Annotated in this window: 13 protein-coding genes; 12 read left to right on the top strand and 1 reads right to left on the bottom strand. The window is 50.0% G+C overall.

Features of this window, described 5'->3' with window-relative positions; genetic code table 11:
* The first annotated feature begins 40 nt into the window (after positions 1 to 40).
* The 3 genes from H6F91_RS18380 to H6F91_RS18390 all read left to right on the top strand — a co-directional run bounded on the left by H6F91_RS18380 (position 41) and on the right by H6F91_RS18390 (position 6,739).
* Positions 41 to 451 (top strand): ankyrin repeat domain-containing protein, encoded by a 411-nt coding sequence (locus H6F91_RS18380; RefSeq protein ID WP_190773318.1) that lies wholly within the window; start codon positions 41 to 43, stop codon positions 449 to 451.
* The gene (locus H6F91_RS18385) at positions 451 to 2,085 is read left to right on the top strand and encodes a glycosyltransferase family 39 protein (RefSeq protein WP_190773317.1); all 1,635 of its coding nucleotides are present in this window, start codon (positions 451 to 453) and stop codon (positions 2,083 to 2,085) included. Before H6F91_RS18380 ends, H6F91_RS18385 begins: the two co-directional genes overlap by 1 nt.
* A gap of 673 nt (positions 2,086 to 2,758) precedes the next feature.
* The gene (locus H6F91_RS18390; RefSeq protein WP_190773316.1) at positions 2,759 to 6,739 is read left to right on the top strand and encodes a magnesium chelatase subunit H; all 3,981 of its coding nucleotides are present in this window, start codon (positions 2,759 to 2,761) and stop codon (positions 6,737 to 6,739) included.
* Between the two features lie 482 nt (positions 6,740 to 7,221).
* Here H6F91_RS18390 and H6F91_RS18395 read toward each other — a convergent pair whose 3' ends face one another.
* Complete coding sequence (locus H6F91_RS18395; RefSeq protein ID WP_190773315.1) at positions 7,222 to 8,964, bottom strand: hybrid sensor histidine kinase/response regulator; 1,743 nt, start codon at positions 8,962 to 8,964, stop codon at positions 7,222 to 7,224.
* Between the two features lie 975 nt (positions 8,965 to 9,939).
* Between H6F91_RS18395 and H6F91_RS28340 the strand changes: the two genes are divergently transcribed.
* From H6F91_RS28340 to H6F91_RS18435, 9 genes are all read left to right on the top strand, one after another.
* The gene (locus H6F91_RS28340) at positions 9,940 to 10,065 is read left to right on the top strand and encodes a hypothetical protein (protein WP_277874405.1); all 126 of its coding nucleotides are present in this window, start codon (positions 9,940 to 9,942) and stop codon (positions 10,063 to 10,065) included.
* Positions 10,055 to 11,887, top strand: a complete 1,833-nt coding sequence (locus H6F91_RS18400) for an ABC transporter ATP-binding protein (RefSeq protein ID WP_347280060.1) — start codon at positions 10,055 to 10,057, stop codon at positions 11,885 to 11,887. Before H6F91_RS28340 ends, H6F91_RS18400 begins: the two co-directional genes overlap by 11 nt.
* A 235-nt stretch (positions 11,888 to 12,122) precedes the next feature.
* The gene (locus H6F91_RS18405; protein WP_190773314.1) at positions 12,123 to 13,037 is read left to right on the top strand and encodes a bestrophin family ion channel; all 915 of its coding nucleotides are present in this window, start codon (positions 12,123 to 12,125) and stop codon (positions 13,035 to 13,037) included.
* Between the two features lie 264 nt (positions 13,038 to 13,301).
* Entirely contained in the window at positions 13,302 to 13,739 is a 438-nt protein-coding gene (locus H6F91_RS18410) for a hypothetical protein (RefSeq protein WP_190773313.1), read from the top strand.
* Positions 13,740 to 14,970: 1,231 nt separating this feature from the next.
* Positions 14,971 to 15,528, top strand: a complete 558-nt coding sequence (locus tag H6F91_RS18415) for a Dps family protein (RefSeq protein WP_190773312.1) — start codon at positions 14,971 to 14,973, stop codon at positions 15,526 to 15,528.
* 174 nt (positions 15,529 to 15,702) lie between these two features.
* Positions 15,703 to 16,479 (top strand): CbiX/SirB N-terminal domain-containing protein, encoded by a 777-nt coding sequence (locus tag H6F91_RS18420; protein WP_190773311.1) that lies wholly within the window; start codon positions 15,703 to 15,705, stop codon positions 16,477 to 16,479.
* A 148-nt stretch (positions 16,480 to 16,627) separates the two neighbouring features.
* A complete protein-coding gene (gene cobA / locus H6F91_RS18425) occupies positions 16,628 to 17,392 on the top strand; it encodes a uroporphyrinogen-III C-methyltransferase (RefSeq protein ID WP_190773310.1) in 765 nt (254 codons plus the stop codon).
* 187 nt (positions 17,393 to 17,579) lie between these two features.
* The gene (gene hemB, locus H6F91_RS18430) at positions 17,580 to 18,563 is read left to right on the top strand and encodes a porphobilinogen synthase (RefSeq protein ID WP_190773309.1); all 984 of its coding nucleotides are present in this window, start codon (positions 17,580 to 17,582) and stop codon (positions 18,561 to 18,563) included.
* A 155-nt stretch (positions 18,564 to 18,718) separates the two neighbouring features.
* Entirely contained in the window at positions 18,719 to 18,925 is a 207-nt protein-coding gene (locus H6F91_RS18435) for a hypothetical protein (protein ID WP_190773308.1), read from the top strand.
* The last annotated feature ends 84 nt before the right edge of the window (positions 18,926 to 19,009 follow it).

The following is a 19,009-nucleotide window of genomic DNA, read 5'->3' on the forward strand; positions in this document are numbered from 1 at the left end:
TTATGGATGTTCATTACGTTTGAAGTAAGCGATCAAAGCTATGGTGAGTGGCACGACCCCATCTCCTGAGGAGTTGCTGCGAGAAGCCGCAGAAGTTGGGAACTTAGTAACTGTCAAAGATCTACTGGCTCAAGGAACAGCTGTGGATGCAGGGGATGAAGACGGCTGGACCGCTTTGATGGCCGCCGCGGCTGCCGGGCATGAGGAGATTGTTTCCCTGCTATTAGAGCAGGGGGCTGACGTGAACAGCAAGACAGCATTTGGTCTAACCCCATTGATGAGCGCAGCGGCCCAGGGGCAGACGGCGATCGCCCAACTCCTCATCGATCAAGGAGCCGATCTCCGGGCTCGTGATCAGAACAATTGGACGGCATTAATCTGGGCTGCCGAGGGAAAACATGACGCTACTATAGAAACTTTAAAACGAGCGCGAGATGCCCAGGCAAGCTAATGCCCCAACGCGTCATTTTCCAGAAAAATAGCTTTCTCAAGGCCGCTGCCCCCTTTCCCATGCTGGCTCTCGTGCCGCTCATGGTGGTGGCGGTCTTTCTACATACCTATCGGCTAGATGGCAAACTCTACTGGCACGACGAGGTTTATACCTCCATACGAGCTGCTGGCTACCAGCGTCATGAAATTGGAGACGAGATATTTCGCGATCGCCTCCTCCACCCCTCCGATCTCTTAGCCTATCAAGCCATCAAACCCGGCAGTTCATCTCAAGACACCATTCGCTCCCTTGCCATAGAAGACCCGCAACATCCTCCTCTCTACTTTTTAATGCAGCGCTGGTGGATGCAGATGTTTGGCAGTTCCATTGCTGCATCCCGAAGTTTGGCGGTTTTGTTTAGCCTGCTGGCCCTACCTGGCATGTATTGGCTCAGCCTGGAGCTATTTTCCTCACCCCTGGCAGCCTGGCTCACAACGCTACTCCTGGCGCTCTCCCCGTTTGACATCCTGTTTGCCCAAGTAGCGAGGCAATACAGTTTGCTGACCCTATTCACCATCCTCAGCAGCTGGTTTCTGCTACGGGCACTTCGCTTACCCGAACGGCCTTTTTGGCACTGGGGTTTGTATACAAGCACTGCCGTTGGAGGGCTCTACACCCATCCCTTCTTTGGGCTAACCCTCATTGCCCACGGGCTTTATGTGCTGGCACGTCAGGTGTTAATGCCCCCCACCCGTTTCGCCTTGGGCAGTGGCGCCAGAAAGGGGCGATCGCCCTTCCGCCCTTTCCTGTTGTCGATGGCCGCCGCGACCTTGCTCTTTTCCCCCTGGCTCTGGGTCATTCTGAGCAATTTTGGTCGAGCCATGGCCACAACGGATTGGGCCGCCATTTTTCCCGGCTACGTGACCCTCATCAAGTTTTGGGTTCTGAGTTTTACCGCCCTATTTTTTGATCTGGATTTTGGATTCAATAATCCCGTCACCTTCTGGTTGCGGGTTCCCTATGTCTTGCTCATTCTGATGTCGTGTTATGAGGTGTGGCGGCGATCGCCCTCCAAAATCTGGCTCTTTATTCTGGTGATGATTCTCGTTCCCTTTCTGCTATTGGTGCTACCCGATCTCCTGTTAGGAAATAAGCGATCGACTGTGAGCCGCTATCTCATTCCCTGTTTTCCTGGAGTGCAGTTGGCAGTCGGATTTTGGCTAGCAGATAGCTGGGCCAGAATACGGCGATCGCTCTGGTATAGCATTGCCGGACTGTTACTGGTAGGCAGCCTCACCTCAATCCTGGTTAGTTCGCAGGCTAATACTTGGTGGAATAAGGATTTGAGCTATTTCAACGGAGCGATCGCAGAATACATTAATGCTCTGCCCCAACCCCTTGTTATCAGTGATGAAGGAAATGACTGGACAAATCTTGGAGATTTGATATCCCTCAGCTATTTGCTGAAGGAGCAGACTCAGTTTCTTCTTCTTAGCCCTGAGGCCAGATTATCCAAACCAGAGATGCTTTCAGCCTCTAAAGACGTCATTTATTTCCGTCCTTCTAGCAGGATTAAGGCTCAAGCCGAGGCCTACAGAATCCCCTTAAAAGGCATAATTGATAATGACATCTTTCAGCCAGCAGAAACTCCATAAACCCATCCCAAGGCGGAGGACAACCTTTTTGGTTACGAGAGCTACCTTCCCGCCAGAGAGCCAACAACGTAGAGCTTCTCAAGCCAATCTCTAGGGTTTCAATGACTCAAACAATCTCAATAAATCTAAAAAAGAGGTGGAGTGTGCCAAGCATGTTCCACCTCTTAAAATCTAACTTCAGTAATTAGAATTAAGCTCTATTGAACTCAGGATTAACTCAATTCAATCCAGAAACATAGAAGACAATGAAAATTTTATTCTATAGATTTTACGAGTGGAAGCAAAGAGAAATAAGGAAATTTTTCAGAGGCAAGCTAAAGACTTGAAAACGCCAAAAGGCTTGCAGACGGACAATTCAGATCACCCACCTCCCAAAAGGCCTGCCTAACACACGAAATATTAAGAGTATTTTGAGCAGATGCTTTCAAATTTGTCAAGTTTTGTAAATTATCATCTCACCTTTCTTATCAATTTGTGTCAGATGCCAGGTGAAAAGGTTATTTTGCAAGGGTTTTCTGGTACAAACTAATCTGTAACACTTTTTATCTTTGCCGATGGCGGCCTGGGTCTTGGCCAGTGATAAAGGGACCTATCTAAAAAGGATTCCCCCTTTGTCTGGTTTGACTACTGGCTGACCGGGTTTTTCCCGATGCTTTGAGAAGGAGCCTATTGAATGTTCACAAACGTCAAGCCCGCCATTCGCCACATCGCCCCGGATGATCTGAACGGCCGTGCGCTTGTCAAAGTGGTTTACGTCGTTCTGGAACCTCAATATCAGAGCGCGCTGTCCGCGGCGGTGCGATCCATTAACCAAAACAACCCTAATATCGCCGTTGAGATCAGTGGCTACCTCCTCGAAGAACTCCGTGGTGCTGAGAACTACGAAGCTTTCAAGAAGGATGTCGCTGAGGCCAACGTATTTATTGCTTCGCTGATCTTTATTGAAGAGCTAGCCGAGAAGGTAACTGCAGCGGTAGAACCCGTGCGCGATCGCCTTGACGTTGCCGTTGTCTTCCCCTCCATGCCCCAGGTGATGCGCCTGAACAAGATGGGCACCTTTTCCATGGCACAGCTCGGCCAATCGAAGAGTGCGATCGGCCAGTTCATGAAGAAGCGCAAGGAGCAATCCGGCAGTAGCTTCCAGGATGCCATGCTGAAGCTGCTCAACACCTTACCCAAGGTGCTGAAATACCTGCCCATGGATAAGGCCCAGGATGCTCGGAACTTCATGCTCAGCTTCCAATATTGGCTGGGTGGCTCCTCCGACAACCTGGAAAACTTCTTGCTGATGCTGGTAGACAAGTACGTCAAGCCAGAAATTCCCAATCCTAAGCCCACAGCTGATTACCTGGAGCCTGTCACCTACCCGGATATGGGTATCTGGCATCCTCTAGCCCCTCAGATGTATGAGGATCTGAAGGAGTATTTGAACTGGAACACCTCCCGTCGAGACATTGGGGATGATTTGAAAGATCCTCTGGCTCCTACGGTAGGTCTGGTGCTGCAACGGACGCACCTGGTCACCGGAGACGATGCCCACTATGTAGCGATGGTACAAGAGCTGGAATGCATGGGTGCGCGGGTAATCCCCGTGTTCGCAGGCGGTCTAGACTTCTCCAAGCCAGTAGATGCTTATTTCTTCGACCCCATTTCGGGCAATCCCCTGGTGGATGTGGTGGTGTCCCTCACAGGCTTTGCGCTGGTCGGTGGCCCCGCTCGTCAGGATCACCCCAAGGCGATCGACTCCCTGAAACGACTGAACCGTCCCTATATGGTGGCGCTACCTCTGGTATTCCAGACAACCGAAGAGTGGCAGGATAGCGACCTCGGCCTACATCCCATTCAGGTGGCCTTGCAGATCGCAATTCCTGAGCTGGATGGGGCGATCGAACCCATCATCATGTCGGGTCGGGATGGTGCAACGGGTAAAGCCATTGCACTGCAAGACCGGGTTGAGGCGATCGCCCAGCGCGCCATGAAGTGGGCTAACCTGCGCCGCAAGCCCAAGCTCGATAAGAAAGTTGCCATCACCGTTTTCAGCTTCCCTCCTGACAAAGGGAACGTGGGTACCGCCGCTTACTTGGATGTATTCGGCTCCATCTTTGAAGTGATGAAGGCCCTCCAGAACAACGGCTACACCGTTGAAGAGCTGCCCGATTCTCCGATGGCTCTGATGGAAGCGGTAATTCACGACGCTCAAGCTCAATACGCCAGCCCCGAGCTGAATGTGGCCTACCGGATGTCGGTGCCCGAGTACGAAGCCCTGACTCCTTATTCCAAGCGTCTGGAAGAAAACTGGGGAGCACCTCCGGGACACCTCAACACTGATGGGCAAAACCTGCTGGTGTTCGGGAAGCAGTTCGGCAACGTGTTCATCGGCGTACAGCCCACCTTTGGTTACGAAGGCGACCCGATGCGGCTGCTGTTCTCCCGTTCTGCCAGCCCCCACCATGGCTTCGCCGCCTACTACACCTACCTGGAGCAAATTTGGAAAGCTGACGCGGTGCTGCACTTTGGCACCCACGGTTCTCTGGAATTTATGCCCGGTAAGCAGATGGGGATGTCGGGCGACTGCTACCCCGATAACCTGATTGGGAATATCCCCAACCTGTACTACTACGCGGCGAACAACCCGTCTGAGGCGACGATCGCCAAGCGTCGGAGCTACGCCGAAACCATCAGCTACCTCACCCCTCCCGCTGAAAACGCAGGCCTGTACAAGGGACTGAAGGAACTGAGCGAACTGATCAGCTCTTACCAGACCTTGAAGGATGGCGGTCGGGCCACCTCGATTATCAATGCGATTGTTGAGAAGTGCCGTCAGGTGAACCTCGACAAGGACATTGAGCTGCCGGAGGAAGGCGTCGAGTTATCAGTAGAGGCTCGTGACACTCTGGTGGGTAAGGTCTACATCAAGCTGATGGAGATTGAGTCCCGTCTGCTGCCTTGCGGTCTGCACGTGGTGGGTAAACCCCCAAGTGCGGAGGAGGCGATCGCCACCCTGGTCAACATCGCCGGTCTGGATCGCCCCGAGGACAATATCAAGAGCCTCCAGCGGATCATTGCGGAGAGCCTGGGTCGTGATCTGGATGAAGTGTATCGGAATAGCGATCGCGGCGTCCTCGACGATGTGCAATTGCTGTTCGACATCAACCAGGCCGTTCGCAAAGCAGTAGCCGCCATGGTGAAGGAACAGACTGATGCCGAAGGTCGTGTCTCCTTCATCACCAAGCTCAACTTCTTCAACATTGGTCGCAAGGAACCCTGGGTAGAAGCCCTCGCAGAAGCAGGTTATCCCAAGGTCAGCAACGACGACCTGAAGCCCCTGTTCGAGTATCTGGAGTTCTGCCTGCAACAAGTTTGCGCGGATAACGAACTGGGTGCCCTGCTCAAGGGTCTGGAAGGCGAATACATCCTTCCCGGCCCCGGTGGCGACCCCATCCGTAACCCCGATGTACTGCCCACGGGCAAGAACATCCACGCGCTGGATCCCCAATCCATTCCCACCGCAGCGGCAGTCCAGTCTGCTCAGGTGGTCGTGGAACGGCTCCTGGCAAGGGAAATGGCAAACAACGGTGGTAATTACCCCGAAACTATTTCCTTCGTGCTGTGGGGTACCGATAACATCAAGACCTACGGCGAATCTCTAGCTCAGGTGATGTGGCTGGTGGGTGTGCGTCCTGTGCCCGATTCCCTGGGCCGGGTAAACAAGTTGGAACTGATTCCCCTGGAAGATCTGGGTCGCCCCCGGGTAGACGTAGTGGTGAACTGCTCTGGTGTGTTCCGTGACCTGTTCATCAACCAGATGAACCTGCTCGATCGCGCCATCAAGATGGCTGCCGAAGCAGACGAGCCTTTGGAGATGAACTTCGTCCGTAAACATGCTCTAAAGCAAGCGGAAGAGATGAAGATCGATGTGCGCCAGGCTGCAACTCGCGTCTTCTCCAACGCCTCCGGTTCCTACTCCTCCAACGTCAACCTGGCGGTGGAAAATAGCACCTGGGAAAACGAGTCCGAGCTTCAGGATATGTACCTGGCACGGAAGGGCTTTGCCTTCAACTCCGACAACCCCGGTGTGATGGTGGAATCGAAGGAAATCTTCGAGACTGCGCTGAAGACGGTAGATGTCACCTTCCAAAACCTGGATTCGTCAGAAATCTCCCTGACAGATGTATCCCACTACTTCGACTCTGACCCCACCAAGCTGGTCGGTCGTCTACGGGGCGATGGTAAGCAGCCCACCGCTTACATTGCCGACACCACCACCGCCAACGCTCAGGTGCGGACCCTGTCAGAAACTGTCCGTCTGGATGCTCGTACCAAACTACTGAATCCTAAGTGGTATGAGGGGATGCTGTCCCACGGCTACGAAGGGGTGCGCGAGGTGTCGAAGCGCCTGGTGAACACGATGGGTTGGTCGGCCACCGCTGGCGCAGTAGACAACTGGGTCTATGAAGATGTGAACACCACCTTCATCGAAGATGAGGAAATGCGGAAACGCCTCCTCAACCTCAACCCCCACTCCTTCCGCAAGATTGTTGGCACTCTGCTTGAGGTCAACGGTCGCGGTTATTGGGAAACTAGCGAGGAGAACCTCGATCGCCTCCGCGAACTGTATCAAGAAGTGGAAGATCGTATTGAAGGGATTGAGTAATCGCTTCTAAGTAACGCGAAAATTAGATCCCCGGTTTCTTCAAGAAACCGGGGATCTTTTTGCGAGAAATATAATTCGCCATTTCAAAATCAGATCGACATAATTTGGGAAGGATGTTCATCCACCAGGCTCTAACGTTGCTATAACAGCAATTCTCAGTATGGAATTAGGCCCGAAAACCGCTTGCCTTCGGCAAGCGGTTTTCGGGCTTCAAAGCCAAGATTGCGCGCCCCTCGGGCGCGCAATCTTGGCTTTGAAGCTCATAATGAGAACTGCTGTTGCTATAAGCAGCACCAACACCAGCACAGAATAATCATCTAGGCCAGGCATCCCCTAATGGAAAAGTATGAGCAGATTTCCTAACTACAGCGCTTTCCAAACGCTTAAAATTTGGTTGTTTTTGTGAGAGCCGCGCGGAGCACGGCTCTCACAAAAACAACCGTGGCTGATTCAAGCGCAAAGCGCTGTAAGTGTAGGAAACGTCAAGTTGCTCCCCCTCCTAAAAGAGTTTCTATCATCGCTACTAAGGCTTTTAGTTGAACAGGTTTGCTGATGTATTCGTCAGCCCCTGCTTCAAGGCAGCGATCGCGATCGCCTGGCATCGTCAAGGCCGTGAGCGCAATGATTGGCACATGCTTTAGAGGCGGATGCTCACGAATTTGGCGGATTGCCTCCAGACCATCAATACCTGGCATTTGAATGTCCATGAGAATCAGGTCAGGATTTTGAGCCTGGGCGATCGCTACCGCTTCATACCCATCATGCGCCAACACCACCTGATACCCCTTATTTTCTAGATAGGCCAGCAAGGTTTCCTGATTTGCTTCGTTGTCTTCGGCCAGGAGAATAAGAGGAGAGGAATTTTCAGGGCCGGAGGGCAATGGCTTTGAAGGCTTTATAGCCGTAGATTCCTGAGGTGATGCGGGGGTTGGGCGAGGGGAAGCAAACGCTAAATAAGGCTGGGGTAGATAAACTGTAAAGCAACTTCCCTCTCCAACCCGACTATTGAGGGTAATCCACCCTTCATGCAAATTTGCAATACGTTGAGACAGTGCCAATCCTAACCCGGTGCCCTGGTACTGCCGGTTCAAACTACCATCGATCTGAATAAACGGTTGAAAAAGACGCTCCTGGTTTTCGCGGGAAATGCCAATTCCGTTGTCACGGACAGCAATGCAAACAAAAGGAGTTGAAGCAGGAAAGCGATCGCCACTCCGCTCCTCCAGCATCTCACCAGGTTGTTTGACGGCCACCTCTAAGCAAATATTGCCTCCATCCGGCGTAAATTTGACAGCATTGCTGAGAAGGTTAATGAGTACCTGACGCATCCTCCGCTCATCAAATTGGCACGTTTCTAATGTATTCGATATCTCTAAAGAGAGTCGAATCCGTTTGTTGGAAGCAACCTGTCTGATAAAAGTTAGACTGTCTTCACAGAGATGACGAATATCAATATCTTTGATTTCTAAATCTAGTTTTCCAGACTCAATCTTAGATAGATCAAGAATGTCATTAATCAATTCTAATAAATGCCTGCCACTACTCTCAACCGTTGAAATCATCTTTTTCTGGCGCTCGTTTAATGGGCCAAAAACTTCATCATGCAAACTCTCAGACATACCGAGAATGGCATTGAGAGGAGAACGAAGTTCATGGCTCATGTTGGCCAGGAATTCATCTTTAAGTTGAGTGGCTCGATCTAATTCTGTGTTGACTTGGGCCAGACGATTAATACTATGCCGAAGTTCTAGCTGGCTGATGACCTGGCGAGAAAGGGCTTCCAGTGCTTCCAATTGTGCATCCGTCAAGTTCCGGGGCACTCGATCGATCACGCATAAGGTTCCCAGGGGCAAACCTTGAGGGGTTACCAGAGGGGCACCTGCATAAAACCGAATATTAGGGTACGTCATCACCAAAGGATTATCTGCAAAGCGAGGATCCTGAAGTGGATCAGGCACAACCATTATGTCGTTGGGTTGCATAATGGCGTGGGCACAAAAAGCAGAGTCTCGACTGGTTTCGCTGACCGTTAAACCAACTTTGGACTTAAACCATTGGCGATCGTGATCAATCAACGTAATGAGAGCAATGGGTACTCCACAGATGCGAGAAGCCAGCTGAGTCAAGTCATCAAATGCCTCCTCCGCTTCCGTGTCTAGGATCTGATATTGCAAAAGTGCCGCGATTCTCTCGTGTTCATTGTCAGGAATGGGGGCCCTGGGCATGGCAATGTTACACCTGAAAACTATGGGAAATACTTCTATAGATGAGTAACATCATGTTCGATAGAAAGATAGTTTCAGTGCCTCACTTAGTTATTATGCCCAGATTCGGACTGATACTTGACGGTTTAAGTTTGCCTATGTGTGGTGATGTGAGGCACTTCGCACCTCACATCACCACACATAGGTTGATGTTCGCCGTGCAGTACTAAGCTGAAATCCCGCTTCTAAAAAACACTTTCAAGATCAGACTATCAAGACTGAATTTATATTCTTGAGGACGGAAAGCAGCTCCCGAAACATCTAACTCCTACAATTTATATCAACATTGATTGAATAACCATAAAACCGAAACACCGAGTAAGTAGGGTCTTGTGTTTAATTGAGTAGAGTTACTTATAACCCTTCCTAACCGAGTGAGATATGAGAGATAGATGTAGGTCTATGCTCTACATCAACCTGTCGCACCTCGCCCGAGCGAAAAACGCTGTATTACTCCTTTGGAGCCTCTGGAAAGAATTAGCGTTCCCATGAAGTCAGTCTTGTTCGAGAAACTAAACCTAAAATGACAGGACTTACGCATTTGTGTTGTGGGTGGGGTGCGAAGCACCCCACCCACAACACAAATACGTAAGTCCTGAATGACTTGCCATACATGTAATGCATCAAGTTTTTCTAAGGCATAACCGTTTACATGTATGACTGACAGAAGAAATGTATGAATTTTCAGTTCTTTTCAAAAAATGTAACTTCTGTATGAGGAAGGCTTACATAAAGACCTTCACTGTTTTTTCTAATACCTTCATATGAATGTATGAAGTTACACAGAATGAGAGAGGCTACACTCAATGTCTTTCTTTTGTGCAGCCGTCTGTGAAAACGGTATTACTTGTCTATCAACTTAATGAATAGCCAATCAAAGTTCTTCAGGACTCACATCAGTTAGCTGTGGGTTATGCATTATGGGTGAAGCGGTATATGCAATTCACGACATCTAGCATCAACACATCAGCCTGCTTCTTCTACCGTAATGCCACGGGCGATCGCTGTAATCAGCATAATGAAAAAGACATCTATTCCCCCGACGGTTTCTGTGGCACGTAAACGACCGACTGAGACGAATCAAACTCGTTTTTGGCAAATGGTGGCAAACACGCCCCGGCTGCTCAAACTAGTCTGGGAAGCGACCCCGGGCACGTTAACCCTAACCCTGATCGTCACCCTGGCTCTGGCTTTAATTCCCGTTGGACAGCTTTACGTGAACAAGCTGATTGTTGACCGAGTTATTGGCGAACTGACGCAACCGGGCATTGAATGGACGCCCCTCCTCTGGTTGGTTGCCGCAGGTTTGGGGCTGATGCTGGCCCAGGGGGGGTTTACCCAGGCCAATAATTACCTATCGCAGGTGTTGAGCGATCGCTTCACCCTCTATGCCAACCGCGTCCTGTTGCAACAGGCCATTCAACTCGATTTAGCCCACTACGAATTACCCGATTTTTACGACACTCTCAGCCGTGCTCAGCAAAGCGGCAGTAGCTATCCAGTCAGGGTGTTGGGCACACTCACCAGCCTCATGGGCCAAGTCGTGACCTTTACAGGTTTGCTGACTCTGCTGCTCAGTTTCAACCCGATGATCGTATTTCTGCTGCTGCTCAGCGCCCTCCCGGCCCTCTGGGTAGGCATTCGCTTCTCAGGGGTGCGCTTTCGGTTGATGCGGCGGCAAACCCAGAGCGGGCGCATGGCTGAATACTTGCAAAAAGTGCTGACAACCCAGGAGTTCGTCAAAGAGGTGCGGCTCTTTAACCTGGGGGGTTATTTGCTGGGCGAATGGCAGGAAATTCGCGATCGCTTTAACCGGGAACTCGCCGAAATGGCAAGCCAGCAGGCATGGCTACGCTTTGGTGTGGGTCTGGTATCTTCTATGGGCTTTTATGGGGCCTACGCCTGGGTAATTATCGGCACGCTGAGGCAGCACATTACAGTGGGCGATTTGACCATGTACACGGGGGCCTTTCAGCAATCTCAAGGGCTAATCCAGGGCATTCTTTTCAACATTGCTTTGGTATACGAATTCAACCTTTACGTCTCGCAGTATTTTGAATTTCTCAACCTCGAACCCCAGGTCGTTAACCGACCTCATCCTGAGCCCTTCCCAACTCCCATGCGCAAGGGTTTGGAGTTGCGGAATGTGGGATTTGCCTATCCCGGTGCCCCAGAACCGACCTTGCGAGACATTAACTTGACGGTAGCCCCCGGCGAAAGCATTGCCTTAGTAGGCCTCAACGGAGCGGGGAAAACGACCCTGTTGAAGCTTCTCACCCGTTTCTATGACGTTCAACAGGGAGAAATTACCATTGATGGTATTCCCCTTCATGAGTTTGAGCTAAGCGATTTACGGCGCAACGTAGGGGTCGTCTTCCAAGACTTTTCCCGCTACAACTTGAGCGTGCAGGACAATATTGGCTTTGGTGACCTTCCCCAACGGGAGAACCTGGACCGCATCCAGGAAGCTGCTCAGAATGCTGGGGCCTCTGGTGTCATTGATGCCCTGGAATTTGGCTATCAAACTATTCTCGGCAAAACCTTTTCTGAAAGTGCTGAACTTTCTGGTGGGCAGTGGCAGAAGATTGGGCTGGCACGAGCTTTCATGACCCCAGCACAGATTTTGATTCTGGATGAGCCTACAGCAGCATTAGACGCGATCGCTGAGTTTGACCTGTTCGAACGCTTCCAACAACTGACTCAGGGAAAAATGACCTTCCTGGTCAGCCACCGCTTCTCTACGGTTCGTATGGCCGATCGCATTGTCGTCCTCGAACATGGCACCATCATCGAAATGGGCAGCCACAACGAACTGATGCGCCAAGGCGGCACTTATGCAGAAATGTTCCGATTGCAGGCCTCTAGTTATAGCGATCGCAATTAACCAGGTCTTACACAAGCCCGCTATGTTTAGTGCATTTTTGTTGTGTGTGGTGGGCGAAGCCCACCACACACAACAAAAATGCGTCAGTCTTGTTAACCAAAATTTCGCGTTTTTCACCAGGTGTAACGGTTTTCCCAACTACACCTGACGAAAGCAAAAGCTGAATGAACGTTAGCGTTCCATAATGGGAAGCATTAATGAGTCAGACTCATGCATTGATACTCTCCCCTTCCCTATGGATGAATCTCGTCCCTGGTTTCTCTATGCGCTGCGATGGCGGGGTTCCGTCATTCCATCGATCCTGCCACGAACACTAATCTGCGGGTTATTTGGACTGCTGATTGCAGTGTTATATCACTATGGGCTTCCAGTTTATGTTCCCGTACTGGTGAGCATTATTCCCAATGTGGTGCTAGGTCTAATGCTGGTCTTTCGCACCAATACAGCCTACGAGCGTTATTGGGAGGGCCGCAAGCTATGGGGCAATCTGATTAACAATATCCGTAACTTGGCCCGAAATATCTGGGTGGTGGTACAGGAACAGGAGGCGGGCGATCGCGCTGATAAAGAAGCTGCACTCTATACACTGGCAGCTTTTGCAGTTGCGACCAAACTGCATTTACGAGACGAACCTACTAATGAAGAACTGGCCGAGTTAATTACTCTGGAGCGCTACCAAAAGCTTCAATCTATGAATAATCCTCCTTTAGAGGTGGCATTCTGGATTAGTGATTTTCTGCAACAAAAATTTCATCAAGGGGCCATTAACGTCTACCAGCTCAATGGTATGCAGGAATTGCTTAACGCCCTGGTCGATAACCTTGGCGGTTGTGAGCGTATTCTCAAGACACCCATTCCAATGGCTTATGCTATTCACCTAAAGCAATTGCTCCTGCTGTACTGCTTCACGCTACCGTTTCAACTCGTTCAAGATCTGGGGTTCTGGACAGGCCCCATGGTAATTCTGATTAGTTTCACGCTGTTTGGCATTGAAGAAATCGGCATCGAGATTGAAAACCCGTTTGGGCGTGACTCTAACGACCTCCCCTTAGATACCATCTGCAAAACGATTGAGCGTAACATCAATGACTTAATGTCATTAGAGCCTTCTACAGCTCGCCTCAAAGCCAGTTCTGACAGATTGGACTGAAGGGACGCAAAATATGAGGTGAGCTACTGATCAATACTCTGGACCGTTTTTCTGAAACTCCTGATTTTGCGTGCGCTTCGCGCACGCAAAATCAGGAGTTTCAGAAAAACGGTTCAAACTAATGGGATAACAACAAGTTTGAAATAGAACCAAAAATTTACAGCTATGTAAAGGTATGCCAAGAAATTACGCATGAGGGCGTCATCTTGCAAAACCCTGACGATAATCGGAAAATGACACACGTTGATCTTGAGAAGAAGCAACATGGGGCTGAGTGACGGAATTCGTAATCCAGATACACGGGCTAATGTAGTCGCAGATTGCGTCAAGTTGATGGATGAGCAAGTTGCCGCCAAAGGTGGACTGGGAGGCCTAGCGTTTAAAGCGACCTATGGCGCTGTCAAAGGCGTTGAGCCCGGTTACATTCCGGGGGCTATCCAACGGCTTTTACCCGAGGCGGTTGCCGCCCTTGAGCCCATCTGGAATGAGGGCGTTCAGTCTGGTGACCCCGTGCAATACTTGAGTGAACATCGCTCTCGAACCGCTGATATGCTGCTAAGCACAACAGATGCCCGTATTGAGAAGGCAAAGAATGGCGTTGTGCGTGCTTCCTACAATAAACTGCGCAAGTCAGTAAAGACAGATATTGAAGAGGCCGTTCCTGGGCTGGCTAAGATTCTCAATACGCATCTTCAGGGCTAAACCCAACGTACCGAGACTCAAATTCTAAGGGTGCTGTATAGAGCAGCACCTTTTTTGTTTGTGGCGATCGCCTGTTGCCCCTGGCTATAGCGCTCTCGCGTAACGTTACCCTAATCATGCAATGCAATAACTTACCGCCATTTCATCTCCAAAACCTTATTTAGCACTACTTTCACCAAACTGATATATCTTTTCCGATCTAATGAACCTCAGTTCGGGATAAGCTGAAGTGCTCATTTTGTCGTGCGCAAAGCGCACGACAAAATGAGCGTTTTCGAGTGCCGCACGACGCGCGCCACTCGAAAACGCCCTTAACCCGAACTCAGGTTAATGAGGTATGAGAGAGGGGCATAGGACGACGTCTCACGCCCCTCTCTCATACCCCAAGCCCTATTCGAACCTGTAGATAAAAACTCAGCTAGGCGTTAATTCGTTTATCTACTGATTGAACGTGTCCATGCTCATCTAAGTAGCTAACGCAAGTAACTCTAAAGAAGTAGGCCGTTACGATTAAAGTAAGGCCCACAAAAGCTGTGTGACCCGCCTTGTACGTAGCACAACTTTTGTGGGCCTTATTTTAATTGACCTGAGCAAGTGATGGGTACTCTAAAAGATGTATTTATAAAAACATTTTTAGAATGAATTCAATTTTCTCTAGCTTTTCTTAAAAATTCTGTGCCGCAAAAATTTAAGCTTCTTATCTGAGTTTATCTATACTCTCTTAATACTGACCCTTAAGTGAAATAACTTCTCATTTTTAGAGGAGCCTTGCTGTAGAAGTATCACCAGGCAAAGAGAAGCCAGGATCAACAGATTTCCGAAAGCGTTTATTAGGAATAATTTGCAGTTATGACAGTAAACTTCATTTGAATTTTCTTGAACATTTTAGACCAGTTAACAACATGTTCAGTTTTTCACTCCAAAAACCGTACGACCTTTATAGAGTAGGGCATTCTTCGTTACTGTTTCGTTCAATACGTCCTCTAGAATAATCCCATTCACCTATTAGAGCAGGAGGAGAGATGCGGTATAGCACACTGTATCTCTCCTCCTGCTCGAACAAATGAATATAGTGAGATAATGATGAGGGATTGACGCCCAATAAAGAGGTGGTAGATTGAGAGTGACTGACCTCTAAGAATGCTGGATATAATTTTTATAAGAGCCCAGAAACTTATTGCATTCTTAAGCTCTGTTGGTGCACACGGATGTTGTTTTCTAGGGGAAAACCATGGACGCGACAGCAAATTTAGTTCAAAGTTTCACGACAATGGGGCCTAATCCAATCGGGCTAGAGTCCAATGTAACGTTGCCAATTTGTGAGGGGTTCAATATTACCCTGGCAAGTTTTCAAGCCTTGTACTTGCAGTATCAAAAGCATCACTTTGTTGTGGAAGGAGCTGAATTTTATTCTCTCCATCAGTTCTTCAACGAAAGCTATGACGAAGTGCAAGGCCATGTGCATGAAATTGGAGAGCGCCTGAATGGATTAGGCGGTGTTCCCGTTGCTAGCTTCTCCAAATTAGCGGAACTTTGCTGCTTTACCCCTGAGCCCGATGGTCAATATAGCTGCCGTCAAATGGTCGAAAATGACCTGGCTGCGGAGCAAGCCATCATTCAACTTCTGAGGCGGCAGGCGGGGCAAGCTGAGAGCTTAGGCGATCGCGCGACCCGTTACCTCTACGAAAAAATCCTACTCGAAACCGAAGACCGGGCATTCCACCTGGCCCACTTCCTGGCTCGCGAAAGCTTGACCCCCGCGTTTCAACTTATGAACGGGCACTCATAAGCTCTTGCACACCGCAATCGATCCAGCATGTTTCAAGGAGTCTAAGCTTCCTTACAACATGCTGGATTTTTAATTTGCCTGGCCGGACATCGCCTCAGGAAAGGGGCTATGATCTGACTATGGGCCGGGTAGAATCCGCGCCTTTCCTGCTGACCGTGCCACTTCACTGACCCTATGCCCACATCTGCATACCTTCTGGTCGCCCACGGCAGTCGCGATCCCCGTCCGCAACTTGCCCTGGAAACCCTGGGGCAGCGCGTTCAACAAGCTTTGGCTCAAACAACCCCGGCATTGGCAACGACTCCCTCTTCAACAACGACTCAGCCGGCAACCACCATCCCTCTAGTTGAAACAGCCTGTTTAGAACTTCAACCCCAGCCTCTGCATCAGCAAATCCAGAACTTTGCAGAGCAAGCAATCGTTGCTCATATCTCAACCCTGGAGATCGTGCCCCTGTTCCTATTGCCGGGGGTGCATGTGATGGATGACATTCCAGCGGAAGTGGCGATCGCCCAACAAGCCCTGGGACAAGGCGTTCAACTTCACATTCGCCCTTACCTGGGCGCAAACCCACAGCTCTTTGAATCCCTGAGGTCAGTACTTCCCAGGCCACGTCCCGGTGGAATGATCATTATGTCCCATGGGAGCCGCCGTCCGGGCGGCAATGACCCTATCGAGTCTCTCGCACAACGTCTGGGGGCGATCGCCGCCTATTGGTCAGTATCTCCCACCCTGGAAGAGCAAGTCACAGCACAAATCCGCCAGGGATGTCAGGAAATCATCGTTTTTCCCTACATCCTATTTCCAGCGGGCATTACCGACGCGATCGCCACGACCCTGAATGAACTTTCCCAGCGATACCCTTACGTCCGATTCCAGGCCCTGCCAGCCCTGAGCGAAATTGCCCCCCTGGAACAATGGGTATTGACAAATGTGTTGAATCTTCATTAATCATGCGAAAATTGCATTTCATCTCTACATGAAATGCATTCGAGAGCACATTCGTAACAAAAGATACGATCTGCCACCGTATGCCGAAGGATAATCCTCAAAAGTCTGCGACGCTCCGTTCTTTAGATTCTTTTAACTATTTGCCTCCATGCAACATTCTCCTGGAAAGGTGTATCTCGTTGGCGCAGGTCCCGGTGATCCCGGCTTGTTTACCTTGAAGGGCAAGACGCTGCTGGAACATGCCGATGTGGTCGTTTATGACGCCCTGGTCAGCCCTCAGATTCTCGCAATGTGCAACCCTAACGCCGAAATGATTAACGCTGGAAAACGTCGGGGGCGGCACTCGCTAATGCAGGAGGACACTACACAACTCCTGATTGAGAAGGCCCAGACCCATGCCGTCATTGTTCGGCTCAAAGGCGGCGATCCCTTCGTTTTTGGGCGTGGCGGCGAAGAGATGGAGGACTTGGTGCAAGCTGGCATCTCTGTGGAAGTAGTACCCGGGATCACCTCCGGTATTGCGGCCCCTGCCTATGCCGGCATTCCCCTGACCCACCGCGCCTATAGCTCCTCGGTAACCTTCGTAACTGGCCATGAAATGGCTGGGAAGTATCGCCCAGTTGTGAATTGGCGGGCGATCGCCCAGGGCAGCGAAACCATCGTCATCTACATGGGTGTTCACAACCTGGCTTATATTGTTCAAGAATTACAAGCCGGAGGGCTTTCAGGCAGAACCCCTGTCGCGTTGGTGCGCTGGGGTACCCGGCCTGAACAGGAAGAACTGATCGGTACCCTGGAAACGATTGCCGAGCAAGTGCAACAGGCGGGTTTTGAAGCTCCTGCGATCGCCGTCATCGGTTCCATTGTCGCTATGCACGACATCCTTGCAGGATGCCGTCCTCTCGTTAATTAGTCCTTATCGAAAGAAGTGGCTCGGTGCAACGCACCGAGCCACTTCTTTTTTTAGCAATCGCCATCGTGATTAGATGAGGGCGAAGAGTATAGGCCCTATGCAATTTCACAGAACGTAACGTAAACCCTGACAGTTTCGCTCATTCAAAGCTTTAGACTCTTTAATACGTGAATTCTGCTCAATCCCTATGTTTCCAGTTCATCGTCCCCGTCGCCTTCGCTCTAACCCTCAGCTGCGCCGTATGGTGGCTGAGAACCAGCTGACCACCAGCGACCTCATCTACCCGTTGTTTGCCGTACCCGGAAGCGGGATTGCGAATGAAGTGCGCTCGATGCCGGGGGTTTATCAACTATCCGTTGACAAAATCGTTGAAGAAGCAAAAGAAACTTACGATTTGGGTATTCCGGCTATCATTCTGTTTGGTATTCCGGAAGATAAGGATCTTGATGCAACAGGTGCATGGCACGATTGTGGCATTGTTCAGAAAGCCACAGAAGCCGTTAAAAAGGCTGTTCCCGACCTCGTCGTCATGGTTGATACCTGTCTTTGTGAATACACCTCCCATGGCCACTGTGGCTATCTCGAAACAGGGGATTTAACCGGTCGTGTATTAAACGATCCTACCCTTGAGTTACTGAAGAAAACTGCCGTTTCTCAAGCCAATGCCGGGGCCGATATTATTGCCCCTTCTGGCATGATGGATGGCTTTGTAACCTCCATCCGTCAAGGGTTAGATGAGAATGGATTCGAGGACATTCCTATCATGTCCTATGCGGCAAAATACGCCTCGGCTTATTACGGGCCGTTCCGTGATGCGGCGGATTCAACCCCTCAATTTGGCGATCGCCGTACTTATCAAATGGATCCGGCCAATGGTGAAGAAGCTCTGAAAGAAATTGAGCTTGACATTGCCGAAGGAGCGGATATGCTCATGGTTAAACCAGCACTCGCCTATATGGATATTATTTGGCGGGTTAAGCAGGCAACTCATCTACCCGTAGCTGCATACAACGTTTCTGGTGAGTACGCTATGATCAAGGCGTCTGCTCTTAATGGTTGGATTGACGAACAACGCGTTGTAATCGAAACATTAACTGGATTCAAACGTGCGGGTGCAGACTTAATTTTGACCTATCATGCCAAGGATGCAGCCCGCTGGCTGCAGTCTTGATCAGGGTTAGGTTAAAAACCAAGAACAGCCCTGTCCATCTACCCGATTCAGATTGAGCAAATGAGTCCTGCTCCTTGGCAAGACTCCTGGCTATCTGATGTGTTTTGGCTGTTAGGTCGCAGAAACATCACATTGCCCCCTTCTCAATCTGAATTATGAAATACACAATTACCAATACCGGCACAGACTGGTTGTTGAAGATATGGGAACCTGCTCCTGTCACTAACGATCGCGAGTTACCGTTTCTTTATAAGGTCAAACTTCGCTTTCCCAGCGAACAGGAAGCCAAGCAAGCTTTGGAACATTACTGGTATATGCACCGGGATGTTTCTCAGCGTGACTTGGTACTCTCTAGAGCTTAAAAGCTCTGTGTAGAATCACCTCAATTTTCGGTCTGGTTACTAATTCCATAAAGAAGGGGCAGATGCTTTGCATCTGCCCCTTCT

This window comes from Leptolyngbya sp. FACHB-8 (assembly GCF_014695575.1).
Taxonomy (GTDB): Bacteria; Cyanobacteriota; Cyanobacteriia; order Elainellales; family Elainellaceae; genus Vacuolonema.